Genomic DNA, 25,658 nt, shown 5'->3' with positions numbered 1-25,658 from the left:
TTAAAATGTCAGGTTGAGGCCAAATACGAAGGAGCGGGCTTTGGGGTAGCTCAGGTAGTCGATGCCGTACGACGAAATGCCGTTGACGGTGCGGTCGGTGTTTACTTCGGGGTCGAAGCCGTTGTAGTTGGTGATTACCAGCAGATTTTGCCCCGTTACGGCCAGCCTGATGTTCTGAATCCAGCGGTTCATGCCAATCAGGCGGGGGTTCAGGTTGTAGCCCAGCGTGAGGTTGTTGAGCCGGAAAAAGCTTCCGTCTTTCAGAAAACGGGTCGATACCGGGGCCGCGTTATTGATCGACTCGGTGGGCTCACCAATGCCCTCGGTGGTCGTATTCAGCCCTTTCACGAGCCGCGCTTTGTAGAAAAACGCGTTGGCCGTGTTGTCATACAGTTTGTTGCCCGACACTCCGTTGAAGTTGGCCGTGAGGTCGAAGCCCTTGTAGGCCGCACTCGCGTTGAGGTTGAACTGCCGCGTAGGCAAGGCACTTCCGGCAGCAATCCGGTCTTTGTCTGACCCGCCAATGCCGTCGCCGTCTACGTCGCGGTATTTGCTCACCCCTTTTTCGTCAATACCAATGTACTCGCGGAGAAAAAACGTACCAATGGGTTGCCCATTCACGTAGCCATTGACAGTGGCCGACGTTAGCCCCGCCCCCGTAGCCGACCCCGACGTGATGACCGAGTAAGGCGAGTTGTTGACCACGTTGTTGATGAAGGTGATGTTGCCGCCCAGGTCGAACCGGAACCCGCGCTGACTCACGTAGCGGTAGTTCAGGTCCAGCTCAACGCCTTGGTTGGTGATCGTCATGTCAGGCACGTTGGTCCAGTAGGTCGAAGCGGGCTGAATGGGGTCGGAGGGGATCACTTCCAGCAAAATCTTGTTCGACACCTTGCGGAAATAATCGACGGTACCCGTCAGCGCACCGTTGAACAGGCCAAAATCAAGTCCCAGGTCAGTTTGGGTCGATACCTCCCACTGAATGTCGGGGTTGGCCAGGCGGGTGTAGGTTGTGCCGGCCGGGTAGTTCGTCGACCCATCTAGTGGGTAGCTCGTGGTGGGGCCAACGGTAGAGGTAAACAGGGCCTGGGTGATCTTCGACGGGATCTCCTGGTTGCCCGTCCGACCCCAGCCCGCCCGCAGTTTCAGGTCTGAAAAGGGACCACCTTGCAGGAACGGTTCGTCATGAATGCGCCAGCCCGCCGAGAATGACGGAAACACCCCATACTTGTTGTTGGCTCCGAACTTGCTCGAGCCGTCGGCGCGTACTGTGGCCGTGAGCAGGTAGCGGTTTTTATATTGGTAGTTGGCCCGCCCAAAAAACGATTGCAGGTCATTTTGCGTGGCAAACCCACCGGGGCGGTTGTTGGCCAGCGTAAGGTCCTGCCCCAGGCCGGGGTTGTTGGCCGGCTCGATGGGCGACAGTGGGAATTTGTTGATGCTCCAGTTGCGGCCCGTCAGCGAAAACGTCTGGTACGAATGCCCTAGCAACGCCGTCAGTGCATGGTTGCCAACCGCTTTTGTGTAGGTAAAGTAATTCTCGATCAACACGTTGCGGTTGGTGCCGTAGGCGGCGTCGAGCCGTCCATCCTGCTGCGGCACCGCGCTGGCAAACGCCTGCTGGTCGCGGGTCGAGCTGGCGTAATCGACCCCCAGGTTGAGCTTGTAGACCAGGCTGGGCGTGATCTTAAACGAGGGCGACACGTTGGCCACCACCCGGTTGATGGTGGTGAGGTCTTTGAGCAGGTTCAGGGCCAGAACCGGGTTTGTAAACGCCTGGTATTTAGCTGGTTGACCGGTGGCGTCGTAGGCGGGGTAGGTTGGGTTGGCCGAGAGCGCCGCCCCAAGAATGCTTTCGATGGGTGGGCGTTCGTTCACGGTCTGCGAGGCGGTCAGGTTCACGTCGAGCGTGAGGCGGTCTTCCAGAAACCGCTGCGAGGCGTTGAACCGGCCCGTATAGCGTTTCAGGCTACTGTTTTTCAGCACACCCTCCTGATTTTGCACCCCCACCGAGCCGTAGTAGGTGAGCCGTTCGGCCCCGCCACTAAACGACAGGTTATAGTCCTGCGTGGTGGCCTGCCGACTGATTTCTTTCTGCCAGTCAGTAGTGGCTTTCTGGTCATCTACGGTGCCCCCCACGGCAACTACCTGCCGTTTGTAGTCGTCGGCGCTGAACACGGCAATGGGCCGCGCCACGTTCGAGATACCCACGTTGGCTGAGAGCGTGATATTGCCCGCGCCCGCCTTACCTTTTTTGGTCGTAATCAGGATCACGCCGTTAGCACCCCGCGCCCCGTAAATGGCGGTGGCCGAGGCATCTTTCAGCACGTCGATGGCCTCGATGTCCTGCGGATTAAGGAAGTTCAGCGGGTTGGTGGCCCCGCCCGTGCTGGAGTTGTCGAGCGGAATGCCATCGAGCACAAACAGGGGCGTACTACCCGTACGAACACCGCCCGGCCCCCGGATGGTGATACTTTGCCGACCGCCGGGTTCGCCACTGGCCGACGTCACGTTGACGCCCGCTACTTTGCCCTGCAACAACTGCTCCGGCGAGTTGATAATGCCCCGGTTGAAGTCGGTGCTTTTCAGGGACTTAAGCGCGCCGGTGGCGTCTTTTTTGGTAGCCGTGCCGTAGCCAATCACCACCACCTGCGCCAAATCAGCCGCCGACGGCGTAAGGGCTACGTTGAGGGTGGTCTGTGTGCCCACCACAATCTCCTGCGACACAAACCCGATAAACCCAATCACGAGCGTAGTCGATTTGTCGTCGGGAATAGCTAGGCGGAAGTCGCCGTTGGCATCGGTGGTGGTGCCCTTGCTTGTTCCTTTCAGTAGCACGGTACAACCCGCGAGGGCTTCTTTGGTGGTGGCATCAGTAACCCGCCCGCCGACGGTCCGGTCGGTGGGTTGAGTTAATGACGCATAGGGCCGGATTTCACTCTGAGCTGGCAAACCAGACAGGGCCAAAGTGCCAAGCAATGCCCAGCAGGCCACTGCTCGCAATGAGCGGGAGACGTAAAATGGATTCATAACTGGGTGGTTGGTTATGCCTACAAAGGTCTGCTTACACACCACCCGGAAAACGGCTATAGTAACATGTAAATCAATGGTAATATGGGGCACGGCAGAATGCTTAAAAAAGGCGGCCTATCCGCTGCTAATATCCTGATAGACAATGACTAAAGAGGTACGGATAAGAGAAGTACTATTCTTTCATGGTAAAATTAAATAGAAGTGTTATGCCATTGTTAAGCATATCGGCACCACGAAACTTACCTGTATGTTAGTATTGTACTCGTTAGTATGCAATTGGGCCACCAAATAGTTATATAATAAAAATTCAATTTTTTGCTCGAATTAAAAATCCAAAATCGTGACAGGCGCGTATACTCTCTGCTTCGCCCGAACAAACGGGTCTGGCTAACCTGCAAACAGTTTCCTACGATTATGGAAAAACTCAACTTAGTATCTGAATCGCCAAGCCGGGCAGATGGGCTTGGTCGTCGGTCATTCCTGCGCTATGCAGGTGGTGTGGCCGTAATTGGCAGCGTGCTGGCCTCTTGTTCAGCCCCCGACGAGATCGTGTCGAAGACGCCCACCAACGACCTCTCGAAGTATGCCGGTGGTCGGATTAGCAACGGCATCACGGTAAACCTGGGTTCGGGCGAACTGGGCATACTGAACTATGCTTATGCCCTGGAGCAACTGGAAGCTGCTTATTACGAAATGGTGATGCGGTTTCCGTATGAGGGCATGAGTGCTATGGAGCGTCAGATCTTCAGCGATCTGCGTGCGCATGAGCAGATTCACCGCGACTTTTTCAAAGCGGCCCTTGGTTCGGCGGCCATCCCAGGCCTGACGCCCGACTTCAGCGGCATCAACTTCAGGCAGCGGTCGGTAGTAATCGACGTGGCCCGTCAGTTTGAAGACACGGGCGTATCGGCCTATAACGGTGCGGGCAAGTTTCTGCAAACGGAGGCATACCTGATCACGGCGGGCAAGATTGTCTCGGTTGAGGCCCGTCACGCGGCGGTACTGAGCGAACTGCAATTCCCCAACGGCAACGCCTTTGCGGGCGATACCCCCATTGATGGCAACGGTCTGGAGCGGTCACGCAACCCAGGTGCGGTGCTGGCTATTGTGGCTCCGTTCATCCAGGAAACCCTCACATCGGGCTTAATGGCCTAATTGCTCAACCTTTTAAAAGAAACAGTCAGATGAATCTGCAAAATATCCTTAATGAGCTCGAAGTCGTCGACGGTGAGCTGGCTGGTCGCATGGCACACGTGTCGCGCCGGGGTTTGTTTAGTTCGTTAACCCGCAAAACCATTGCGGCGGCGGCTCCTATGGTGATGGCTTCGGCCCTGACCAGCGCCTATGGCCAGGGTTCAGGCCTGCCCAGCAACGTGGTAGACGTGCTGAATTTCGCCCTGTTGCTGGAATACGCCGAGTCAGATTTTTACAACCGGGGTGCTACCAGCGGCCTGATGGTGCCCATGGAGAACCGCGAGATGTTTGCCCAGATCCGCAAGCACGAAAACGCCCACGTGCGGCTGCTACGGTCGGTGTTGGGTAGCCAGGCTATTGCCATGCCGCGGTTTGACTTCACGGCGGGCGGTGCTTTCCCCGACGTATTCTCGAATTTCCAGACCTACGCGGCAGTATCACAGGCGTTTGAAGATACGGGCGTTCGGGCCTACAAAGGGCAGGCGGCTAACCTCCGCAATGCACCCGCTATTTTGGAGGTAGCCCTGAACATTCACTCGGTAGAAGCCCGTCACGCTGCCCGGATTCGGCAGCTGCGTGGCCAGAAAGGCTGGATTACCGACAACATGGCTTCAGGCTTGCCACAGGCTATCTATGACGGCGAAAACATCACCCACCAATTGGGTATTGAAGTAATTGGCCTTACGGGTAAGTCACGCGCCGAAGTAACCGAAGCCTTCGACGAAATCCTGAGCAAAGACCAAACACTGGCCATTGCCGGAGCATTCCTGGCGAAATAGCAAAGAGCTTGGAGCCAAGAGGTAAGAATAGAGAGGGTAGGGGATTCGTTCTCCTGCCCTTTTTGCACTTTCCAGCTTACTGTGGTTTGTAGTTTGTGGTTGCTTCGCTAGCTAGGCCCCTCGACTGCGCTCGGGGTGACAGGCTATTATAACAGGTTCCCTATGTTGATTCAAGGTCATTGTCACCCCGAGCGCAGTCGAGGGGCCTAGCTAGCGAAGCAACCACAAACTACAAACCACAATTACCTTTAGCGCCCATGCTCTTAAGCATTATCATCCCCACCCGAAACGAAGCCGCCACTATTGCCAACGTCATTGCCGACGTTCGCCTGTATGGGGGTAAGGCGGTGGCGCAGGTTCTCGTGGTCGATGGTGGCAGCACCGACCAGACGGTGGCCGTAGCGCAGCAGGCCGGGGCCACGGTGCTCAGCTCACCCCGGTTGGGTAGGGCAGCGCAAATGAACCTGGGCGCCCGCCACGCCACTGGCGATGTGCTGTATTTCGTCCATGCCGACGTGCGCTTGCACCCCGATTTTGTGGGCGACATCCACAACGCGCTAAACAGTGGCTATGCCGCGGGTCGGTACCGGTTTCGGTTCGATGCCGATCTGCCGTGGCTACTGCGGCTCAACAGCTACGCCACCCGGTTTGGGGGCGCGGCCAGCCGGGGTGGCGACCAGACCCTGTTCATTACCCGCCCCCTGTTCGAGCAGTTGGGTGGCTTCGATGAAGGGTATGTGATTATGGAAGACTTCGACATGATTCGGCGGATTGAGGCAGCGGCGGTTCCGTTTGCCATTATTCCGAAAAACGTGATCGTGTCGGCGCGGAAATACCAGCAAAACGGCTGGCTACGTGTGCAGTTGGCCAACCTGCTGGCGGTAATACTATTTAGTTGCCGCGTGTCGCCGATGCGTATTGCCAAAACTTATAAAACGTTGCTTCGCTGATACAACTGAACTGGTTGTTTATACCTAAAATTGGAATATAATACTGTATTTATACTTGACTATTTACAACGATTCATAAGAAAAATTTAATATTCTAGCCCAAATGCTTTCAATCAGCGGGGCTTCTAGGCAAATTTGCCTTTCAAGCGAAATCAACTTATCAACTAATCTTCATCAATTATGGAGCAATTGCTACGTCGTTGTCTCTTGGTCTTGGTGTTGTTCAGCGGCTCATTGGGAGCGGTGCTGGCACAAAACCGTGAGATCAGGGGCAGAATAACATCAGCCGACAACAACGCCCCCGTGCCCGGTGCCAGCGTGGTGGTGTTGGGTAGTTCGCGCGGCACTACCGCCGACGCCGAGGGCAACTACCGGATTCAGGCCAATGCCGGGCAGACACTCCGGTTCAGTTTCATTGGCAGCAAATTGCAGGACAAACTCGTGGGCAACGCCGACGTGATCAACGTGGTTATGGTACCCGATGAGGGCAACCTGAACGAAGTGGTGGTGACAGCCCTGGGTATCAAACGCGAAAGTCGGCAGTTGGGTTATGCCGTAGCGCAGGTAAAGGGCGAAGACCTCGCCGCTTCGCAACGCGACAATTACATCAACGCGCTGCAAGGCCGGGTAGCGGGTTTGCAGGTGGCCACCTCCAGCGGTATGCCCGGCTCATCGTCGTCGGTGCTGATCCGGGGCGTGAACTCCATCAGCAGCAACAACCAGCCGCTGTACGTGATTGACGGTATGCCCATCAGCAATAACACCGCCGCCAGCAACAGCTTTGTAGCCTCGAAGAACTCAGGTACCTCGTTTGAGAACCGGACCGTGGATTTCTCGAACCGGGCGCAGGATATTAACCCCAATGATATTGAGACGATTACAGTGCTGAAAGGCCCCGAAGCCGCCGCGCTCTATGGCGTCGACGCAGCCAACGGTGCCATCATAATCACCACCAAAAAAGGCAAGGCCGGGCAGGGGCGCATTACCTACAATACTGCCTTTACGTTTCAGGTACCAGGTCCACTGCCCCAGACACAGCGCGTGTACGGGCAGGGTAATAATGGCGTAACCCAAAATGGTAGCTTCAATGCTTTTGGCCCGCGTTATCCCGAAAATGATACGCTCTACAACAACGCAGAAGGCTTTCTGCGCACGGGCCTTGGGCAGCGGCATAATCTGGCGTTCGACGGCGGCAGCGACCGTTATACCTACCGGTTCTCGGCGGGCTATCTGAGTAGTCAGGGGGTTATACCGACCACCAGCCTCAAACGCCTGAACCTTACCTTAGGGGGGACTGCCAAGATTACTGACAAATTTTCTATCGAGTCGACGATTCAGTACATCAACACCGACAACGTGAAGGTGTCGAAAGGTGTCAATAGCTTTTTGCTGGGGCTGTTGTCGTGGCCTGCCGACAATGACATTCGGACATATATTGACCCTATAACGGGCCTGCGCCGGTTGGCAACCACGGCATCGTCGGAGATTGAAAACCCCTATTTCGACGTTAACAAAAACCAGTTGCGTGACCGTATCAACCGCGTAATCACCAACGTGGGCATCAATTACAACTTTACTGACTGGCTCACGTTCACGGGCCGCGTGGGTCTAGATGTATATTCGGCTAACTACCTCATCAAATACCACCCCCAGTCGAACCGGGCTGGTGGCGTTATTGGCGGGTCGCTGGACCAGGCCACTGACAATGGGCGCGTGTTTACGGGGCAGTATTTCCTAACCGCCAAAAAGCAGTTTGGTCAGTTTAGCACGTCGTTGCGCGTGGGGCAGGCTATTTATGACAACGAAGGAAATGTGTTGGCCACGCGGGGCGAAAAATTCCTCAACCCAGAGTTTACGTCCATTAACAACACCGACCCACTCACGCAGAAATCGCTCTCCACGCTATCGCAGCGCCGGTTAGTGGGTACGTTCGGCGATGCCACCATTGGCTTCAAAGACTTGCTGTTTCTGACCGTAACAGGCCGCAATGACTTATCGAGCACGTTTCCGGCAGCTTATCGTTCGTTCTTCTACCCGTCGGCATCGCTCAGTTTTGTCTTCACGGAGTTAGTACCGCAGGGTGGTTTCCGCAACGCGCTGAGCTATGGTAAGTTCCGCGTTTCGCTGGCGCAGGTGGGTAAAGAAGCCCCTCCCTATGCCACCACACAGGCCTACGAAAGCCAGACCACTACAGGCGGGGGGTTCAGCTACGGCTTCACAGCGCCAAACCCGTACCTGAAACCCGAAAAAGTCAACTCGTTTGAAACGGGCTTCGAGACGAAGTTTTTCAATGGCCGACTGGGTGTCGACGCGGCTTACTACCGCACTACCAGCCGCGACCAGATCATCCAGAACCTGCGCATCAGCTACGGCACGGGCTTTATTCTGAAGACCATCAACGGCGGCAGCTTATTTAATGAAGGGGTAGAGATTTCGTTGACTGGTGAACCCATTCGGCGCCCCAACTTCTCATGGTTCAGCACGGTCAATTTCACTAAAACCAATAGCCAGCTTTCTACACTGCCCAACGACCTGACCGAGTATTACAACTCCGACACCTGGATTTTCAACAACGTGCGCAATGGTGCTCGTCCTGGTGGCCCGCTGACTACGCTGACGGGGAACACCTACCTGCGAAATACCCGTGGCGACATCCTGATTAGCCCACAAACGGGTCTGCCCATTACAGAGACTGTTTGGCGCGTGGTGGGCGACCGTAACCCGGCATTTACCGTCGGTTTCCTGAACTCGATACGGTACAAAAACTTATCGCTGAGCCTGTTGCTTGACATTCGTAAGGGCGGTGATGTGTACAATGCTACCGAAAACTACCTCTATCGCACGGGCCTGAGCCTGAAAACGCTGGACCGCGAAACGCCACGTGTGGTGCGGGGTGTGCTGAAAGATGGTCTGGAAAACACGGATAACCCCACGCCCAATACCATTCAGGTGGTACCCTATTACAACAGTGCCTTCTACGGCTCGTCGGTGTCAACGGCAACCCTATCTGACGAAACGTTCATCGAACGCAACGTAAACTGGATGCGGGTGAAAGAAGCGACTCTGCGCTACAGCCTGCCCGCTTCTATGCTGGGTAATGGACGTACGTTTAAAACAGCAGCCGTATTTGTTACTGGTACCGACCTGCTCCTGCTGACCAACTATACTGGGGGTGATCCCGGCGTAAACGGCAGCAACAGCGCCACGGGTGGTTCAGGCGGTTATGGCATCGACTTCGGCAACATTCCCCTGCCCCGCGCCTTCAACGTAGGTATCAACGTAGGATTTTAAAGGAGTTTAAAGACAACATGATTCTTAGAAAATACATTGCCCTCTTTTTTGTAGGAATGGGCTTGCTGCTAAGCAGTTGCGAGGACTACCTCGACATTAACAAAAACCCCAACAACCCCGATGCCGTAGAAGCAGCGTTATTACTGGCTCCCATCCAGAACCAGTATGCGCTGGGAGTACAGTTCGATGCTCGGTTTATTGGCCGTTACGTACAAAACTGGCAGAATGCGGCCACGTCGAATGATCTCTGGGATCTGCACGGTTACGTTCCTGCATCAGATGCGGGCGGCGAACTGTGGCGGAATGTATACTGGCGTGGTGGCCGTAACCTGCTCAACCTCATCGATGATGCTCAGGCGGGCGAAAAGTGGGATTATGCGGGTGTAGGTTATGTAATGCAAGCCTGGGGCTGGCAAATGCTGACCGATGTACACGGCGAAATCATTCTGGACGAAGCCTACGACCAGGACCCGAACAAAAACGTGTTTAATTATAACACGCAGCCAGAGGTATATACCAAGGTACAGCAACTGCTAACTGAGGGAATCAAGAACCTCAACCGGGCCGATGGTAAAGTGTCGCAGGTACAACTAGCCCGCGGCGACATTATTTACAAGGGTGACCGCTTGAAGTGGAAACGGTTTGCCTACGGTATGTTAGCTATTAACGCGCATCACCTCTCAAATAAAACGGGGACCTATAGCCCCGACAAGGTGATCCAGTATGTAGACAGCGCCTTTGTCAACAACGCCGACGACGCCCTATTTACGTTCAATGGCCTTAGCACGGCCGATGCCAGCTTCTTCGGGCCGGTGCGGCAGAATATGAACTCGCTGGTACAATCGAACTACATCCTGCGGTTGTTGGACGGGACTGTATTTGGCGGAGTGAAAGATCCACGGCTTGCGATCATGCTGGCTCCCAGCGGTGATGGCATCTACCGGGGTTTGAATCCGGGGCAGGGGCAGTCGACCGCCGCCAGTGTGCCAGCAGCTACTCGTACCGTCAACGTATGGGGCACACCCGTGGTAGCTAATCCGCCACTGGGCACGCTGGGTCGGTTTATTTTTACTGATAAAGGGCCATTACCCCTGATGACTTATGCACAGCTACAGTTTATCAAAGCTGAGGCTGCCTTCATCAAAGGTGATAAAGCAACTGCACTGGCTGCTTACAAGAAGGGTATAGAAGCCCACCTGACGGCCCCTTATGTAAACGCCCCCGCCACAGACCGTACTGCTTACCTGAACAGCCCATTGGTGGTTCCCACAGTGGCTGCTAACCTGACGCTGAGCCAGATTATGGCGCAGAAATATATTGCCCAGTGGGGCTGGGGGTTTCTGGAGCAGTGGGCCGATCTACGGCGCTATAACTACAGCCCCGATGTGTTTACGACGTTTGCACTGCCCACCACGTTATACGGGGACAACGGTGGAAAGTCAGTGCAACGGCTGCGCCCACGATACAATTCGGAGTACGTCTGGAACATTCCAGCACTAACCAAGATTGGCGGCCTCGAACTCGATTTTCACACTAAGCCTGTCTGGTTTACACAACCCTAAACGAGTTCAAGGTTTAACGTCTAAGGTTTAAGGTTGCTTCGCGTATTACACGCTAAGCGCGAAGCAACCTTAAACCTTAGACGTTAAACCTTGAACTTTCCCTCCATGAAGCATCTCATCTACGTTTTCATCGCCGCCAGTCTGATGCTGGCTTCCTGCGAAAAAAATGCGCTGACCATACCTGTTGATCCCGTTACGTCGGGTGCGCGGCTAAAACTAATCAATGTTGCCCCTGACCTACCAGGAGGCATTGAACTGGCAGTCAACGGTAAAAAATTTAGTGCCTTTACGCCCAGTGGCGTCACAGCCAGCAGTTCCGGTTTTGCGGTAGGTTTGCCATACAATAACTCTTTTCCCAGCTCAGGTAGTAACTACGCTATCGTCTCGCCTGGCGCTGTGTCACTGAGCCTTACATCACCCGCCACTACCACCACGGCCAGTGCAACGGCCGTAGGAAGTTCATCTGCCACACTCGACGACAACGTCTATTATTCCCTGTTTGTATCGGGTACGGGTGTTCAACCTGAAACGACGTTGCTGAAAGATGATTTCACGCAGCTCAACTCCTCAAGCAAGGTCTACGTACGATTTGTCAACATGATACCCAACGGCCCAGCTACTGGCTATGATCTGTTTATCCTGTCAGCCGATGGTAAGACGGCTACGCCTGTAGCTCAAGCAATTGCGTATAAGGGAGCTTCGTCGTTTGTTACGCTCGATGCCTTTACCAACCCTACATTGGCCCTACGGTTACCTGGAGCAACGACCAATGTTGGTACAGTTGTCTTTTCAAATATTGCCAATGGTCGGGTGCTGACGGTTTTTGCTCGGGGCTTAGTTGGACGGACGGGTGCTACTGCGGCAAGTCTGAATTTGTATGTGAATCGGTAATTGCTTACCCGAAGGCAGCGCCTTGAGAGCCTTTGGCTCACAAGGCTTAAACAATACCATTTGCTTGTTGCTTACGAGAGCAGCTTGTCAGTCTATGGATAGGCTGGTGAGCTGCTTTTTTTAATCAACGCAATCAATGGAAGCTACCAAGACAAAAGCCTACGGGGCTAGTCGCTCGCTGATTAATTCGTTCAATATGGTGTCGCGCATGAACATCGAGCGCGAGAAACCTAAAGCCGACGAAGTAGAAATCGACATTCTCTACTGCGGCGTGTGCCACTCCGATCTGCACCAGATCAAAAACGACTGGGGTAACACACTTTATCCCTGCGTACCCGGCCACGAGATTGTGGGTAAGGTGAGCGCCGTGGGGCTGGGCGTGACCAAGTACAACGTGGGCGATACCGTAGGCGTGGGCTGCATGATCGATTCGTGCGGCAAGTGCGCGTCGTGTCAGGAAGGCGTTGAGCAATATTGCGAAGGACCGTCGAGCTTTTTGGCTACGTACAACGGCTATCAGCACCCTAACCCGCTGGAATTCAACAAGAAAAATACATTTGGCGGTTTCTCCACATCCATTGTGGTGAAAGAGTCGTTTGTGTTGCGCATCCCCGATAAGCTCGACATTAAAGCTGCTGCCCCCATCCTCTGCGCGGGCGTCACGACCTATTCGCCCATGAAGCACTGGGGCGTGAAAGCGGGCGATAAGGTAGGCGTGGTGGGCCTGGGCGGGCTGGGCCACATGGCCGTGCAACTCGCCAAAGCCATGGGGGCCGAGGTGACGGTGATCACCAGCACCGAAGCCAAAACGGGTGCTGCCGAGGCGTTGGGTGCCCACCAAGTGATCCTGTCGAGCGATATCAAAGCGATGAACGCCGCCGAGCTTTCCCTCGATTTTATCCTGAGCACCATCCCCGACCCCTACGATATCAACGAGTATATCAAGCTCCTCAAGCGCGACGGCTCGCTGGTGGTGGTGGGCGTGCTGGCACCGTTCTCAAAAGCCACCAACAACATGGAGGTAGCGCTGCACCGTCGGTCGGTGGCGGGGTCGTTGATTGGCAGTATCCAGGAAACGCAGGAGGTGCTCGATTTCTGCGCCGAACATAACCTGGCTCCAGAGATCGAGTTGATTCCCATTCAGGCTGTCAATCAGGCCTTTGAACGGATGGAGAAAGAAGACGTCCGCTTCCGGTTTGTGATCGACATGCAAACGCTAAAAAGCGAAGCTTAAAGGAAGTTTAGAGCGCTATGCTCAACACACTACTGTTCACTACTTTACTGGCTGTCCCTGCTGATTCGGTGCTGCCGAAGCGGTTTAGCTTGTTGCCCCTGCCGGTGGTGTATTATACGCCCGAAACACGCTTTGGCTATGGGTTTGCGCCCACGGCTACGTTCCGGTTTCGGGGCGACACAGGCCAGCAGGTGAGGCCCTCACAGGTGACGCTGGGAGCGGTCTATACTCAGAATAAGCAGTTGCTGCTGTACCTGCCGTTCCAGATTTTCTATAAGAACAACGGGTATTTTGCCAACGGTGAGCTGGGCTATTACAAGTACAACTACTTCTTTTTTGGCCTTGGTGAGCGCGAGGTGCCAAACGAACTCTACGGCGTAAACTTCCCCAGAATTCGGGTTAATGTGTTTCGGCGGATTGGTCAGCCTGGAGGAAGCCGGACGGTTTCGGCGGGGCAAACACCCTCAGCGCGGGGGCTGTATGTAGGCCTGCGCTACCAGTATGAACACTACGTCATCACCAGCACCGTACCCGACGGCCTGCTGGCTTCGGGCACCGTGCCGGGTGGTTCGGGAAGTGTGCTTTCGGGCGTAGGGACGGGCGTGTTCTACGATTCGCGCAACAACGTGTTTTACCCCAGTCGCGGCATGGTGGCCGATTTTTCGTTGCTGAGCCAGGGTAGCGCGGTGGGCAGCCAGGTACGGTACGACCGCTGGGTGGCCGATGTGGCTACGTATCACCCGCTCACCCGCCGCCTCACCTTGGCCCTGAACTATGTGCTCAGCGTGACCACCGGCGGGCAGGCTCCGTTCAACGCGCTCTCGCTGCTGGGCGGCACCAAACGCGGCCGGGGCTATTACGAAGGCCGTTACCGCGACGACAACCTGGCCCTGTTACAGGCCGAACTGCGCCTGAACGTGTGGGGTCGGCTGGGCGTGGTAGGCTTCGGTTCCGTAGGCGCGTTGGGCAGCCGGGCCGATTTCCTGCGCCTGAACCAACCCAAAGCAGCCTACGGCGCAGGCCTGCGCATCCGGGTCAACCGCGACCTCGTTAACCTGCGCCTCGACTACGGTCGCGGCCTTCCCTACACCGGCGTTGGTTCCAGCGGTGTGTACCTGACTATTGGGGAAGCGTTTTGACAGGTACGCGCCCCGGACCAATGACCAATGACAGCGCAGCGAATGACCACGTAGTCTGGCAACCAATAACACACTGCAAATGACCACCCAACACCGTTGCACACAGAAAATTGATAACTGTTGTTAGCTTTGAGGCGTTTACTGAACCACAAACCAGTTTCGATCAAATCGTAAAAATCATGTCAAGAGGACTAATCATTTTCATTGTAATAGCCGTCATCTTAGGCGTGGCAGGCTGTAGTTCATACAATGGGCTTGTGCAAAAAGACACTGCCGTTGAGCAATCGTGGGCCGGCGTACAAACGCAGTATCAACGCCGTGCCGACCTGATTCCAAACCTGGTGAAAACCGTGCAGGGAGCAGCCAATTTCGAGAAAAGTACCCTCCAGGGTGTGATCGAAGCCCGGGCCAATGCCACAAGCATAAAGTTGGACGCTAAGGACTTAACACCCGAAAATCTTCAGAAATATCAGGCCGCCCAAGATCAGTTAGGAGGCTCACTGTCTCGGTTACTGGCCGTGTCGGAGAACTATCCGCAGCTACGCGCCACCGAAGGCTTCAAAGAATTGCAAGCCCAATTGGAAGGTACTGAAAACCGCATTGCTGTGTCGCGCAATGACTTCAACGGCGTAGTAGGCAACTATAACGTGGCCGTGCGAACCTTCCCGGCCAGCATTTTCGCGGGTATCTTCGGCTTCCAGCGCAAAGGCTTCTTCCAGGCCAGTGCCGCCGCACAGAATGCGCCGAGTGTGAATTTCGATACGAAGTAGGGCTAATTAAGAATGAGGAATTAAGAATTAAGAATGGATTCGCAGCTATCAGTTTGTGTTGACCCATTCTTAATTCTTAATTCTTAATTTCCTCCAAGATGCTCCTCACCCCCGAACAGCAACAGCAATTGATTGCCGCCATCCGGCAGGCCGAACAGGAAACGTCGGGCGAGATCCGGGTGCATCTGGAGGCCAACTGCCCCGACGGCGACCCTATGAGGCGGGCCATCGAGGTGTTCAAGCACCTGGGCATGCACCAGACGCGGCAGCAGAATGGCGTACTCTTTTACCTCGCCCACGACGACCGGAAGTTTGCCGTGCTGGGCGATTCGGGCATCGATGCTAAGGTGCCCGCCGGTTTTTGGGATAGCACCAAAGACCTCATGCGGCAGCATTTCGCCAAAAATGAGTACGTGGAAGGTCTCAGCCAAGGTATCGAACAGGCGGGCCATCAATTGAAGCAGTATTTCCCCAGCGTGGATGATGACCAGAACGAGCTTTCGGACGACATCTCGCTTGGCTGACCCATCGGCGTTTGATATGCCTACATCCTCCGTTCCCGTGATCTACGTCCCTTCTTTTTCTCGTTTGTTGCGGCTGGCTATCCTTGGTGGCTGGGTTATTGGGTGGTTGCTGTCGGCACCTTTGCTGGCCCAAACCGTGCCCGACGATAGCCTGCCCAACCGCCCTAACCCGCCCCGGCTGGTGAACGACCTGGTGGGGATGCTGTCGCCGAGCGAAGTACAGCAACTGGAACGCAAACTCGACACATACAACGACTCTACCTCTACTCAGATCACCATTGTGGTGGTAAAATCGACGGGGCAATATGAGGCGGCTGACTATGCGTTTTCTATTGGCCGGAAGTGGGGCGTGGGGCAGAAGGGAAAGAACAACGGCTTGGTACTGCTGTGGGCCACGGGCAATCGTAAGCTCTATATCGCCACAGGCTATGGCCTGGAAGGAGCCATTCCCGATGCCATTGCCAAGCGCATTATCGGTCAGATTCTGGCTCCCAATTTCAAGCAACAGCAGTATTATCAGGGCCTGGATGAGGCCACTACCGAGATGATTCGCCGCCTTAGCGGCGAATACAAAGCTGATCCGCGCGACAGCGGCGACGACACCTCGATGGGCGAAATTTTGTTCTGGCTGTTCATCATTGCCATGGTCATCTTCTTTATCTCGCGCCGGTCGGGTGGGGGCAGAGGAGGTAGTGGCTACCGGGGTGGCGGTATGTTTCTACCCTATACCACCTTCTCAGGTTGGGGTAGCTCGTCGGGCAGTTGGGGCGGTGGCGGCGACAGCGGCGGCGGTGGTTTTGGCGGTTTCGGCGGCGGCAGCTTCGGCGGTGGCGGTGCCGGGGGCGACTACTAAACGGGTTAATGGACCCGGCGACTCAACTGGTTGGCAATAGCCTAAGTTGAGCACTACGGAACCAGCATTGTCTGGAGACGCACTGTCTGTCCGTACAATAGAAGAGTAATTATATAGATTAAAATAGTATAAAAACCACAGCCACGTTGCGCAGGAGTGGGTTAAAGGGTCAATTATGTCATAGTATAACCCGCTTTCTCCTAACGTTATGGAATTTGATCACCAATTTTTACCCCTTGCCGGCCAGGTTGGTATGTTGCCTGTAGTGGCCTGGTTTTTTATGTTTGTTGCCTTCTATGCCTTCGTAGGCCACTTTATTTTCGCACTGGCTACCCGCAACGGCGTGGCCTCTATTCACCGCGACTCGAACACTATAACGGCTATTATTGCTGCCGTGGCGGGCATTTCGTACTATTTCATTCAGGACATTTACCGGCATATGTTGGCGCAGGTGGCGGCTACCGACAACCCCGTGGCGGCGGCACTGTTGCAGGAAGGGTCTTTTGCCGCTATCAACCAGCTCCGCTACATCGATTGGGCCGTAACTACGCCGTTGCTGCTGCTGAAAACGGGTCAGATGCTGCGAATCCGGTTTACGCAGGCACCCGGAACAATCGCCATTCTGCTACTGGCCGACCTGCTGATGGTGATTACGGGCTACATTGGTGAACAGCAAGTACTGGCCGACGGTGCTGTTTTGGTAGATAAGAAGCTCTTCTGGGGTGCTATTTCAACCGTTTTTTACTTCGTCATTCCCATTATACTGTACCGGTTCTGGCAACGGTACCGGCAGCAGGCCACGCCCGAAGAGCAGCGGGCTTTCCGGCTTATGGCCCTTACGTCGGTCACTACCTGGGGCATCTACCCTGTTGGCTATGTCCTTTCGGTGCTGCCCAATGTCGACAACAACTGGATTCACCTCAGCTTCTCTGTGTTCGACGTCATCAATAAAGTAGGCGTAGGCATCATCGCCTTCATGGCCTCAGCGAACAACGAACAACCAACGTGACCAACCAACAGTAAGATCAGCCTCGAAGCTACTGTTGGCTGTAAAGTGTTGGTTGCTCACTGATAACTGAATAAAAGTGGGTCGGGGTAGATGAATTGATACTGTGTGGCGGCGGTGAGTTTGTCGCCGTTGATTTGTTTGAAGGAGACGGGCTGAGTGGGTGTAACAAAGGTGGGTAGTGCATACCCGAAGTCGGCGCAGCTTTTGCGGTAAATGGCCTCACGGGTAGGGTGCTGCGGAGCCACGGCGTTGAACGTACCCACGATATTTTGCCGAATAATTGCTAAAAGCAGGCCCACAGCGTCGGTTTGATGAATATAGTTGACTAGCACCGCGCCACTATCGACCACTCGCCCGGCCACGTATTTGCCCGGAATCCGGGTGTCGCCCATTAACCCACCACACCGCAGAATCGTAATTTGTTTTTGCCCGGAAAGCGCCAACCAATGCTGCTCGGCTTCAACTAGTCGGGACGCTGCCGACTGCTCGGGCGTAACCACGTCGGCCTCGACCATTTCCCGGTTCAGTTCGGGATAGACTGATGTGGAACTGACATAAATCACATGCCCCACCCGCGACTGGGCCACGGCCTGCGCCAGCAACCGCATTTGTTCGGGGTGAAATGCATCACCTTGTTGTCCAGCCTTAGGGGGTACGTTTACCACCAGTACGTCGGCAGCCAATAGCGGTGCTAGTTCACCCACGGGTTGCGGGTTCAGGGAAAGCTGCTGGGCGTCGATGCCTTTCAGTCGTAACAGAGCCACTTTGTCGGGCGTAGTGGTGCTGCCTAGCACGCGATGTCCTGCGGTCAGGAGCGCTTCGGCCAGGGGCATACCCAGCCAGCCCAGGCCAATAATGCTAATTGTCGGCTGACTCATCGGTACGCACCCACACATCCATGCGGGTAAGGGTCATGGGGCCAAACTGGGTCATAAACGCCACGTCGGCGGCATCGCGACCATAAGCCACGGTAATGCGGTTGCCCTTTGGTTGGGTCTGGGTGGCATCAAAAGCATACCAGCGGTCATCTACGTAAGCCTCAAACCAGGCATGGAGGTCCATGGGTTTCAGGTCGTACAGATAGCCCACCACCATCCGGGCCGGAATGCTCAGACTACGACAAAACGAAATACCCAGGTGGGTGAAGTCGCGGCAAACACCCTTGCCATGTTGCAGCGTATCCAGCGCCGACGTGGTGGCATCGCTCACGCCATATTGATACTGAATGTTGATGTTGATCCACCGCCGAATGGCTTCAGCCTGATCGTAACCGGGAAGAGCATTGGCCACAATATCCAGGGCTTTTTTGCTGATAGCGGGCTGATCGGAAGGGCAATACCGGCTGGGTATGACAAACAAGAGCGCTTCGTCGGGCAGGTCCTGCACCAGGGTGAGCGGCGCGCCTGGCGACACGTCGATGGTCTCGGCGGTTTGCACGATGGCTTCGGTGTGAATCTCGAAAGGACCAGGCAGGGCAGTCATGCGCTGGCAAAGGTTGCCATATAGATCAGTGTATTCTACCACTGGTACAGGCGGCACCAGATCATATGTTTCAGAAATGATCCACTGTCCGGCACCTGACCGGGGCCGCAACATGAGCACCAGTGGTGATTCATCCTGTACCTCAAAATGCAGTGAGCAACCGGCCAGTAATTTCATAACGTATTGTTATACGAGAGTTTAGGTGTTAGTAGGAAATAAAAAACCACTGTCGATTGGGCAGTGGCTTCTTCTGCGTTAGCAGCTAGCTTGACTTACTCGCCTTTGATTTCGCAAATGATAGCGTGCAGTTGACGGGTTGTAAGGCCAAACGCTCTAGCAATCAATTCGGTGTCCAGGCCCATTTCCAGAAGGCCTTTCACATGTTGCACAGTGGCTTTGTGGTCGCCTTGCTCGACGCCCTGTTTCAAGCCCTGCTCAACGCCCTGTTTCAAGCCCTGCTCAACGCCTTGTTTCATGCCCTCTTCAACGCCAATCTGAAAGCCTTTTTTAAGGCCATTCTCTAATCCTTCCTGGAGTAAGAGTTCTGCGGCTGATATCACGACTTGTGCTGATTTTGGTGAAATACGATTAAAGATAGCAACCATTTCCGCTGAGGTCAACTTCGACGACCAGTGGACATACAGGAAGGCTGTTTTAACGAACTGTTCGCCTTCTGAACTGCCAACCAGGCTGTCGAACGTAGCCGCTAGTTCTTCAAACATTCGGGTTAACTGACGCCGTTCCCGGATAGTTCGAAGCAGACCTGCCGTGATCTTGGCGTAATCATCGGTCAACAACGAAAATTGACTGTCCGGTGCCTTGCGAAGGTTGATCAGCAGATACTGAAAATCAGGTACAAACGAATTGAGGACCGAATTAGCGGGACCAAAATAATCGGTCATGGACTGCTGTTTCCACCTACCCAGTCCATGATAGAGTAGTATTGGCACTACCCGCGTTAGTGGTTCTTTATTGGTCAGTTGCTCCTGCCATAGGTTGAGCATGTAGCGAGCAAGCTGAAAATGCGGATACTCTTCGGTATAGCTCTTGTGCTCAAACAACAGCGCAATGGTAATAGGTGTATCGCCGAAGTTGACCGAATACAGCAAATCCGCATAATGTTGAGCTAATTGTTCATCCACGAATGAATCTCCCAATCTAGCAAGTGTCTCTAGATCAAGCTGTTGGGAAAAATCTGGGGGCAAAAAGGCCTGTATAAAGTCGGCGACGACATTGGTACGGGAAAAGGCAATTTTGAAGAAGTGATCGTGGGTATGATTCTGCGCCATTCAATACGGTGGTAGGGCACAAAACTAAACGATAATAGATGCTGGACACTAGATACTGGACAAAGCCAATTTCCAAAATCCAATGTCCAGCATCTATTACTACCACACCCGAATCCGCTGATCTGGGGCTTTGTAGAGCTTATTACCGGGCTGCACGTTAAACGCCTGATACCACGCATCGAGGTTGGTGATCGGGCCGTTACACCGGTATTGGCCGGGCGCGTGAGGGTCGGTGAGGATCAACTGCGCCTGCGTTTCGGGACGTACTTTGATGCGCCAGATTTGTGCCCACGACAGGAAAAACCGCTGATCGGGCGTGAACCCGTCGATGGCGGTGTTGCCTTTACCCTGGGTTGTTTTCTTGAACGCATCATAGGCAATGGCCAGTCCGCCGAGGTCGGCGAGGTTTTCGCCCAGGGTCAGTTTGCCGTTTACGGCCAGGGTGTCGAGCACTTTATAGCCAAAAAACTGCGCCTCGACCTGCCCGGCGCGTTGCTTGAACTTCGTGGCGTCGTCGGCCGTCCACCAGTCGCGGAGGGTGCCGTCGGCGTCGTATTGGCGACCAGAATCATCAAACCCGTGGGTCATCTCATGGCCGATTACTGCGCCAATGCCGCCGTAGTTGATCGCATCGTCGGCGTCGGCGTCGAAGAACGGAAACTGCAAAATGGCCGCCGGAAACGCGATTTCGTTGTTGACAGGGTTGTAGTAAGCATTCACCGTGGGCGGTGTCATGCCCCATTCAGTGCGGTCAATGGGCTTGCCCAGCCGGTTAACCATGTACTGATAGGACCACTGCCCGGCCGCTTCTACATTACCATAGAAATCACCGCGCCGAATCGTGACGCCGTCGTAGGTTTTCCACTTGTCGGGGTAGCCGATCTTGCGCTTGAACGACACGAGTTTGTTCAGGGCCTTCTTTTTGGTGTCGGCACTCATCCACTCCAGGCCGGAGATATGGTCTTTAAACGACGCTTCGAGGTTATCGACCAGCGTCAGCATCCGCTTCTTGGCTTCGGGCTTGAAATTATTCTGCACGTAGAGTTGCCCCAGCAAATCGCCCAGTGTGCCGTCGATCAGGCTGCTCATTCGCTGCCAGCGGGGTGTCTGTTCTTTTTGCCCGGTCAGCTCTTTGGTAAACACAAAATTCTGCTTCACAAACGCCGAACTCAAATATGGTGCAGCCCCCTTCAGCAGGTTCCAGCGCATGTACGTTTTGATGTCGTTCAGGGGCGTGGCCACCAGCAGGCTGTCTACGGCCTTGAAGAAGTTCAGGTTGCTCACCAGCACCGTGTCCTGCCCCGTGGCACCCAGCTTGGCCATGTGGTCGGTCCAGTTGATGTGTGGCGTAAGCGCATTGAATCCACTGATGGTCAGTTTATTATACGTTTTGTACGGGTCGCGCATGTCTACGCGGGCCATCTGGGCGCGGGCGAGCGCCGTTTCGAGCTGAATGATCTTGTCGGCGCTTTGTGCAGCCTGTGCATCATCGACAAGGCCAAACATCTTGGTCAAATGATCACGGTAGGCGGCGCGGATTTTGGTACTCCGGGCATCGTTTTTCAGGTAATAATCGCGGTCGGGGAGGGTAGTGCCGCCCTGCCCGAATTGGGGCAAATACTTGTTGACGTTCTTGCGGTCTTGTGCCACAAAAAAGCCAAATAACATGCCGTTGCTCTGCCGCCGTTGCAGGGCCAGTTCATCGAGCACGGCGGGTAGCGAGTTGAGCTTGTCGACGCGGGCAAAGTCACCTTTGAGGGGTTCCCAGCCGCGCTTTTCAATCGTAACGCTGTCCATGCCGCTGGCGTAGAAATCACCCACCATTTGCTGCAAACGGCCTTTTTGCGGGTTCTTTGCCGCCTCGTCCAGCAAGGTGCGCATGGCTTCTACGCTGCGTTCGCGGAGTTCGGTGAAGCTGCCCCACGACGTTTTTGAGTCGGGAATTTTGCTGGTTTTGAGCCAGTTGCCGTTAGCGTATTCATAGAAATCGTCGCCCGGCTTCACCTGCCTGTCCATGTTGGCCGGGTCGATGTATTTGCGGACGGGGGCAACTGAAGCAGCGGCGCGTTGCGGCTTGCGCACCGGCGATTTAGGCGGCGTGGCAAGGCTGGTGGCTACTGAAAAGAGTCCGGCAGCCAGGAGAAACTGTTTTTTCATAAACGGGATGTAAGTAATTCGGTTTACTTACCAAATTTACAAACAAATCCGGCCTTTCGCCGAACTTACCCACACGTTATGCGCTACCTTATCCTTTGCCTCCTGTTCATTGCAGGCACGGCCCATGCCCAGTCGTCATTTCCGAAAAGCCACCTAGGCGTGTGGCAGGGTACGCTTCAGATCACGCCCGTGGGTAGTCCAAACACGCAGCAGGTGCCCATGCGCATTATTCTCGACTCGCTGCGAGGGGTACAAAACCGATTTACGTTTACGATTCAATATGGCCAACAGGCTGCCCGGCTCTATGAACTGGTAGCCGTCGATGCCGCTGCCGGGAAATACCAGATCGACGAAAAGGATGGTATTGTACTGGAAGCCAGCAAGATAGGTGACCAGCTGACGACCCAGTTTTCGGTAGAAAACAACCTGATCACCACCATCTACACCTTCCTGACCAACCCCGACCGCATTGGCTTCGCGCTGTATTTCTCCGATGTGCGCCCCGGCAAAACCGGCGGGCAGGGCATGACTCCCGTGCTAACCTACGCCATCAAAAGCCGTCAACTCGCCACCCTCACCCGCGTTCAGGAAGCCAAACCCACCCCGGCAAAACCAGAAAAGAAAAAGCGGAAAGGGTTGTTTGGCAAGCGAGTGTGAGGCAACGGAGGCAACATCAAAGAGATGTGTGTCAAATTTGTGAAATAAGCTCCCCTCGCTATCCCGTAGGGATTTAACAGCGTAGCGTCGGTAGACAGAAAGGGCCGCTAGCTATCACCTGCGTGCCGTAGGTACGCCACAACGCTGCAATGCGGTAGCGTACCTACGGCACGCAGGTGATAGCTAGCGGCCCTTTCTGTCTACCGACGCTACGCTATTATGTCCCTACGGGACGACGCTGACTAGCGGGAAAATGCTGTCAGACAGCAGTTCAAGAACGTACTGTTGTTTCATAGACTTTACAGGTGTGATAGAGGCGGAAAGCTAAGCGAACTGATTTGTTGTGGCGGTTGATAACCATGGGCATCCTGGCAAATCTATTTGCCCGATTACCGACAGGTATGTATAGCTTATTCCTATTTTGTTCTCTCGTTTATTCCTTCTTTGTTCTCTACACCCGGAGCTGAATTTACATGACTGATAATGAGATGCTTACCCTGAAAGAGGGTGTTCGAAAAAAGTATGAGGCCTATCGGTTAGCAAAGCCAGGAAAGTACCCGGTGCTCAAATTCAACAGCTATCCAGCCCCTTATGAACACCTGCGCAACTCGTTTAAAGAAGAGCTAACTGGCTATGGGCAAGCCGATATGCAGGAAGCCCTGGCGGCTATTCCAAGCACAAAAACATTTGCCAAGATCTTCCATGAAGGATACATCATTAAAGATGAAAACGTCCTGAACGCCTGCTACCTGTATGCATGGGGCAAGCCGAGACCTGTAGCCAGTGAAGAAGCCTCTTCGGCTGTTCTGCCAGACGTATCCAAACCGGTAGTAACATCCCTTAAGACACCGCTCATTGGCCAGGCCAACAGGCGTGTTTTACTTTTTGCAGCATTGCTAATTGGTGCAGGCCTCGTTGCCTATGTAGCGATTGGTTATTACCGCTCAACGCTGCCTCCGAGTGGCTTAGTTATCATTAGCCCGACCAAGGACATGACCGTTCCCCGGATCATGATTGCCCAAGGGAAAGTAGCCCACGCCAAAACTGTCTGGATGGTTATTCACAACCCTGAATTTCCTGACTATTATGTTCAAGTGCCCATTAAAGTCGGTGCTGACGGTGCGTGGGAAGGGTTAATCTATACGGGAAGTCGTGAAAAGGGCAACATCGGTGTCCGGTTTCAGGTACGTGCTTTTGTTAACCCTACCAAGCCACTAATAGAAGAGCAGGTGCTCCATGCCTGGCCCGAAGCCGAACTCTCGTCTGGCATCATCGAAGTTATCAGAGGTCCCCAGGATGTACAGCCCCCTACCCCGTAATGCGCAGCCGTACCCCCGGCGCGTAGGTGATTTTGCCGTAGAGCTTCACCGAGCGGACGGTGGTGTTTTGCGCGAGGGTGACTACGTGGCCCGCGTTGACGCGGATGTTCTCGGCAGCGGTGGGTACACGGCCCACGGTCCAGGTGGCCGGGTTGGTCCAGGCGCCAGACGAAACTGTCTCGCAGACATCGGAGAAAATAGAGAGGGTGGGGAAATTGTGGAGTAGCAGCGAATCGGTTTTGGGTTGCCCCGCGCCGAACCAGTCCTTCAGAATGTCGGCGTAGATGCGGCGGAAATCAATCTGCATCTTGATGTCTTTGTTGTTACCGTAGCTTACAATCAGGTCCGAGAGGTTGGCATTCTGGCCCAGGGTGCGGTGTTTCATGGCCGTGCCAAACATAAACTGCGGGGCCGCCACGCCGTGGTCCGTACCTTGCGAGGCGTTGGAGTTGGCCCGCCGCCCAAAGTCGGAGAAGGTCATGCCTACTACGCGGTCTTGTGTGCCCTGCAACCGTAGATCCTCCTGGAACGACCACAGTGCTGCCGATAGCTTGCCCAGCAAATCGGCGTGGGGGCCAATGCGGGGGTCGTTGTACAGAATCTGTCCCGAATGGGTATCGAACCCGCCCAGCGACACGAAGTAGATCTTGGTTTTCAGGCCGCCGTGAATCAGCCGCGCCACAATCTTAAGCTGGTCAGACAGGTCGTTGTGCACCGACTCGGCGGGGTAGGTGCTCAGGTTCTGCCCCGCATCAAAAGCCGTTTTGATCTCGCCGGCATAGCCTACGGCCAGGGCCTGTTGCCGCCGGATGAACGTGATGAGGTTGCCCGCCTCGCCCCCCGGCACGTCGGCGGGCGATACGTTGCCACCCGCACCCACCAGTTCATAAAAGTTCTGCGGGTCGTTGATGGCAATACCCATCGACTGCTGACTGCCCAGCAAGGCCGTAGAGACGTTATAGCCAATCTGAATGGCCAGGGGGTCTTCCATCTGCGCGTTGGGATAGCCCACCGGGTAGCCCGGAAACCGGTCTTCGAGGTACCGTCCCGACCAGCCCGTGGTTAGGTTCACGTTGGCGTCGGCGGCAGTCATCCAGATATCCGTCGACCGGAAGTGCGACTGATCAGGGTTGGGGTAGGAGACCGAGTTGAGCACCGTGAGCCGCCCGGAATTATAGAGGTCGCGCATACCGGTCATGGCTGGGTGAAACCCCATGGTGGTTGTGCCATCCAGCGTCAGCAGCGTATTCTGCGGCAGGGCAATGTTGCTTCTAAGTGACTGATAGGTAGCATATTGGTCTACGGGAATGACGGTATTCAGCCCGTCGTTGCCCCCGTTGAGGTACACGATCACCAGCACCCGGTCAGACACCAGACTGTCCTGCATGGCACCGCTTGCCATCAGCGATTGCACCAGCGCCGACTGACTGGTCATGGCCTTCAGCTCAAACCCATTGAGCATCACCGGCAAGGTATAGGCCGACGCAGCGGCCAGGAAGTTTCTGCGATTCACAGTATTTACGAT

At 54.8% G+C, this 25,658-nt stretch carries 20 protein-coding genes; 14 read left to right on the top strand and 6 right to left on the bottom strand.

Going from position 1 to position 25,658, the window contains the following annotated elements; genetic code table 11:
• Complete coding sequence (locus J2I48_RS25405) at positions 1-3,030, bottom strand: SusC/RagA family TonB-linked outer membrane protein (RefSeq protein WP_207338334.1); 3,030 nt, start codon at positions 3,028-3,030, stop codon at positions 1-3.
• A 417-nt stretch (positions 3,031-3,447) separates the two neighbouring features.
• Between J2I48_RS25405 and J2I48_RS25400 the strand changes: the two genes are divergently transcribed.
• From J2I48_RS25400 to J2I48_RS25345, 12 genes are all read left to right on the top strand, one after another.
• Entirely contained in the window at positions 3,448-4,188 is a 741-nt protein-coding gene (locus J2I48_RS25400; RefSeq protein WP_207338333.1) for a ferritin-like domain-containing protein, read from the top strand.
• A gap of 29 nt (positions 4,189-4,217) precedes the next feature.
• Positions 4,218-5,006 carry a ferritin-like domain-containing protein gene (locus J2I48_RS25395; protein WP_207338332.1) on the top strand — a complete coding sequence of 263 codons (789 nt, stop codon included), beginning with the start codon at positions 4,218-4,220 and terminating at the stop codon, positions 5,004-5,006.
• Positions 5,007-5,263: 257 nt separating this feature from the next.
• Complete coding sequence (locus tag J2I48_RS25390; protein ID WP_207338331.1) at positions 5,264-5,956, top strand: TIGR04283 family arsenosugar biosynthesis glycosyltransferase; 693 nt, start codon at positions 5,264-5,266, stop codon at positions 5,954-5,956.
• Positions 5,957-6,136: 180 nt separating this feature from the next.
• Positions 6,137-9,247 carry a SusC/RagA family TonB-linked outer membrane protein gene (locus tag J2I48_RS25385; protein WP_207338330.1) on the top strand — a complete coding sequence of 1,037 codons (3,111 nt, stop codon included), beginning with the start codon at positions 6,137-6,139 and terminating at the stop codon, positions 9,245-9,247.
• A gap of 17 nt (positions 9,248-9,264) precedes the next feature.
• The gene (locus J2I48_RS25380) at positions 9,265-10,809 is read left to right on the top strand and encodes a SusD/RagB family nutrient-binding outer membrane lipoprotein (RefSeq protein ID WP_207338329.1); all 1,545 of its coding nucleotides are present in this window, start codon (positions 9,265-9,267) and stop codon (positions 10,807-10,809) included.
• A 105-nt stretch (positions 10,810-10,914) separates the two neighbouring features.
• Positions 10,915-11,700, top strand: a complete 786-nt coding sequence (locus J2I48_RS25375) for a DUF4397 domain-containing protein (RefSeq protein WP_207338328.1) — start codon at positions 10,915-10,917, stop codon at positions 11,698-11,700.
• 136 nt (positions 11,701-11,836) lie between these two features.
• A complete protein-coding gene (locus J2I48_RS25370; RefSeq protein ID WP_207338327.1) occupies positions 11,837-12,934 on the top strand; it encodes an NAD(P)-dependent alcohol dehydrogenase in 1,098 nt (365 codons plus the stop codon).
• 17 nt (positions 12,935-12,951) lie between these two features.
• Complete coding sequence (locus tag J2I48_RS25365; protein ID WP_207338326.1) at positions 12,952-14,073, top strand: BamA/TamA family outer membrane protein; 1,122 nt, start codon at positions 12,952-12,954, stop codon at positions 14,071-14,073.
• A gap of 179 nt (positions 14,074-14,252) precedes the next feature.
• Positions 14,253-14,843, top strand: coding sequence for a LemA family protein (locus tag J2I48_RS25360; RefSeq protein ID WP_207338325.1), 591 nt, complete (start codon positions 14,253-14,255; stop codon positions 14,841-14,843).
• A gap of 98 nt (positions 14,844-14,941) precedes the next feature.
• Positions 14,942-15,367: a TPM domain-containing protein gene (locus tag J2I48_RS25355; RefSeq protein WP_207338324.1), complete on the top strand. Its 426-nt coding sequence runs from the start codon at positions 14,942-14,944 to the stop codon at positions 15,365-15,367.
• Between the two features lie 16 nt (positions 15,368-15,383).
• Positions 15,384-16,220, top strand: a complete 837-nt coding sequence (locus J2I48_RS25350) for a TPM domain-containing protein (RefSeq protein ID WP_207338323.1) — start codon at positions 15,384-15,386, stop codon at positions 16,218-16,220.
• Between the two features lie 208 nt (positions 16,221-16,428).
• Positions 16,429-17,229 carry a bacteriorhodopsin gene (locus J2I48_RS25345; RefSeq protein ID WP_207338322.1) on the top strand — a complete coding sequence of 267 codons (801 nt, stop codon included), beginning with the start codon at positions 16,429-16,431 and terminating at the stop codon, positions 17,227-17,229.
• A gap of 56 nt (positions 17,230-17,285) precedes the next feature.
• Here the strand turns inward: J2I48_RS25345 and J2I48_RS25340 are convergent, their stop codons facing one another.
• From J2I48_RS25340 to J2I48_RS25325, 4 genes are all read right to left on the bottom strand, one after another.
• Entirely contained in the window at positions 17,286-18,107 is an 822-nt protein-coding gene (locus J2I48_RS25340) for an NAD(P)-binding domain-containing protein (protein WP_207338321.1), read from the bottom strand.
• A complete protein-coding gene (locus J2I48_RS25335; RefSeq protein ID WP_207338320.1) occupies positions 18,088-18,888 on the bottom strand; it encodes a transglutaminase family protein in 801 nt (266 codons plus the stop codon). The genes J2I48_RS25340 and J2I48_RS25335 overlap by 20 nt, the downstream gene beginning before the upstream one ends.
• 95 nt (positions 18,889-18,983) lie before the next feature.
• A complete protein-coding gene (locus tag J2I48_RS25330) occupies positions 18,984-20,000 on the bottom strand; it encodes an Rpn family recombination-promoting nuclease/putative transposase (RefSeq protein WP_207338319.1) in 1,017 nt (338 codons plus the stop codon).
• Between the two features lie 99 nt (positions 20,001-20,099).
• The gene (locus J2I48_RS25325; RefSeq protein ID WP_207338318.1) at positions 20,100-22,157 is read right to left on the bottom strand and encodes a M13 family metallopeptidase; all 2,058 of its coding nucleotides are present in this window, start codon (positions 22,155-22,157) and stop codon (positions 20,100-20,102) included.
• A gap of 78 nt (positions 22,158-22,235) precedes the next feature.
• Here J2I48_RS25325 and J2I48_RS25320 point away from each other — a divergent pair, with 78 nt between their 5' ends.
• Positions 22,236-22,814, top strand: a complete 579-nt coding sequence (locus J2I48_RS25320) for a hypothetical protein (protein WP_207338317.1) — start codon at positions 22,236-22,238, stop codon at positions 22,812-22,814.
• 488 nt (positions 22,815-23,302) lie between these two features.
• Positions 23,303-24,133, top strand: a complete 831-nt coding sequence (locus J2I48_RS25315; RefSeq protein ID WP_207338316.1) for a hypothetical protein — start codon at positions 23,303-23,305, stop codon at positions 24,131-24,133.
• Here the strand turns inward: J2I48_RS25315 and J2I48_RS25310 are convergent.
• A complete protein-coding gene (locus J2I48_RS25310) occupies positions 24,123-25,595 on the bottom strand; it encodes a DUF1501 domain-containing protein (protein ID WP_207338349.1) in 1,473 nt (490 codons plus the stop codon). The two genes, J2I48_RS25315 and J2I48_RS25310, sit on opposite strands and share 11 nt — an antisense overlap.
• Between the last annotated feature and the right edge of the window lie 63 nt (positions 25,596-25,658).

Source organism: Fibrella aquatilis, assembly GCF_017353255.1.
GTDB lineage: Bacteria > Bacteroidota > Bacteroidia > Cytophagales > Spirosomataceae > Fibrella > Fibrella aquatilis.
The sequence above is the reverse complement of the archived record's forward strand: the minus strand, read 5'-3'. Positions and strand labels throughout refer to the sequence as shown.

Bases quoted from the DNA above. Each gene is read 5' to 3' on its own strand.
- J2I48_RS25335 (WP_207338320.1), bottom strand. From the start codon at position 18,888: ATGAAATTACTGGCCGGTTGCTCACTGCATTTTGAGGTACAGGATGAA.
- J2I48_RS25395 (WP_207338332.1), top strand. From the start codon at position 4,218: ATGAATCTGCAAAATATCCTTAATGAGCTCGAAGTCGTCGACGGTGAG.
- J2I48_RS25350 (WP_207338323.1), top strand. From the start codon at position 15,384: ATGCCTACATCCTCCGTTCCCGTGATCTACGTCCCTTCTTTTTCTCGT.
- J2I48_RS25330 (WP_207338319.1), bottom strand. From the start codon at position 20,000: ATGGCGCAGAATCATACCCACGATCACTTCTTCAAAATTGCCTTTTCC.
- J2I48_RS25375 (WP_207338328.1), top strand. From the start codon at position 10,915: ATGAAGCATCTCATCTACGTTTTCATCGCCGCCAGTCTGATGCTGGCT.
- J2I48_RS25365 (WP_207338326.1), top strand. From the start codon at position 12,952: ATGCTCAACACACTACTGTTCACTACTTTACTGGCTGTCCCTGCTGAT.
- J2I48_RS25345 (WP_207338322.1), top strand. From the start codon at position 16,429: ATGGAATTTGATCACCAATTTTTACCCCTTGCCGGCCAGGTTGGTATG.
- J2I48_RS25325 (WP_207338318.1), bottom strand. From the start codon at position 22,157: ATGAAAAAACAGTTTCTCCTGGCTGCCGGACTCTTTTCAGTAGCCACC.
- J2I48_RS25390 (WP_207338331.1), top strand. From the start codon at position 5,264: ATGCTCTTAAGCATTATCATCCCCACCCGAAACGAAGCCGCCACTATT.
- J2I48_RS25400 (WP_207338333.1), top strand. From the start codon at position 3,448: ATGGAAAAACTCAACTTAGTATCTGAATCGCCAAGCCGGGCAGATGGG.
- J2I48_RS25355 (WP_207338324.1), top strand. From the start codon at position 14,942: ATGCTCCTCACCCCCGAACAGCAACAGCAATTGATTGCCGCCATCCGG.
- J2I48_RS25315 (WP_207338316.1), top strand. From the start codon at position 23,303: ATGCTTACCCTGAAAGAGGGTGTTCGAAAAAAGTATGAGGCCTATCGG.
- J2I48_RS25370 (WP_207338327.1), top strand. From the start codon at position 11,837: ATGGAAGCTACCAAGACAAAAGCCTACGGGGCTAGTCGCTCGCTGATT.
- J2I48_RS25405 (WP_207338334.1), bottom strand. From the start codon at position 3,030: ATGAATCCATTTTACGTCTCCCGCTCATTGCGAGCAGTGGCCTGCTGG.
- J2I48_RS25310 (WP_207338349.1), bottom strand. From the start codon at position 25,595: ATGCTCAATGGGTTTGAGCTGAAGGCCATGACCAGTCAGTCGGCGCTG.
- J2I48_RS25320 (WP_207338317.1), top strand. From the start codon at position 22,236: ATGCGCTACCTTATCCTTTGCCTCCTGTTCATTGCAGGCACGGCCCAT.
- J2I48_RS25380 (WP_207338329.1), top strand. From the start codon at position 9,265: ATGATTCTTAGAAAATACATTGCCCTCTTTTTTGTAGGAATGGGCTTG.
- J2I48_RS25360 (WP_207338325.1), top strand. From the start codon at position 14,253: ATGTCAAGAGGACTAATCATTTTCATTGTAATAGCCGTCATCTTAGGC.
- J2I48_RS25385 (WP_207338330.1), top strand. From the start codon at position 6,137: ATGGAGCAATTGCTACGTCGTTGTCTCTTGGTCTTGGTGTTGTTCAGC.
- J2I48_RS25340 (WP_207338321.1), bottom strand. From the start codon at position 18,107: ATGAGTCAGCCGACAATTAGCATTATTGGCCTGGGCTGGCTGGGTATG.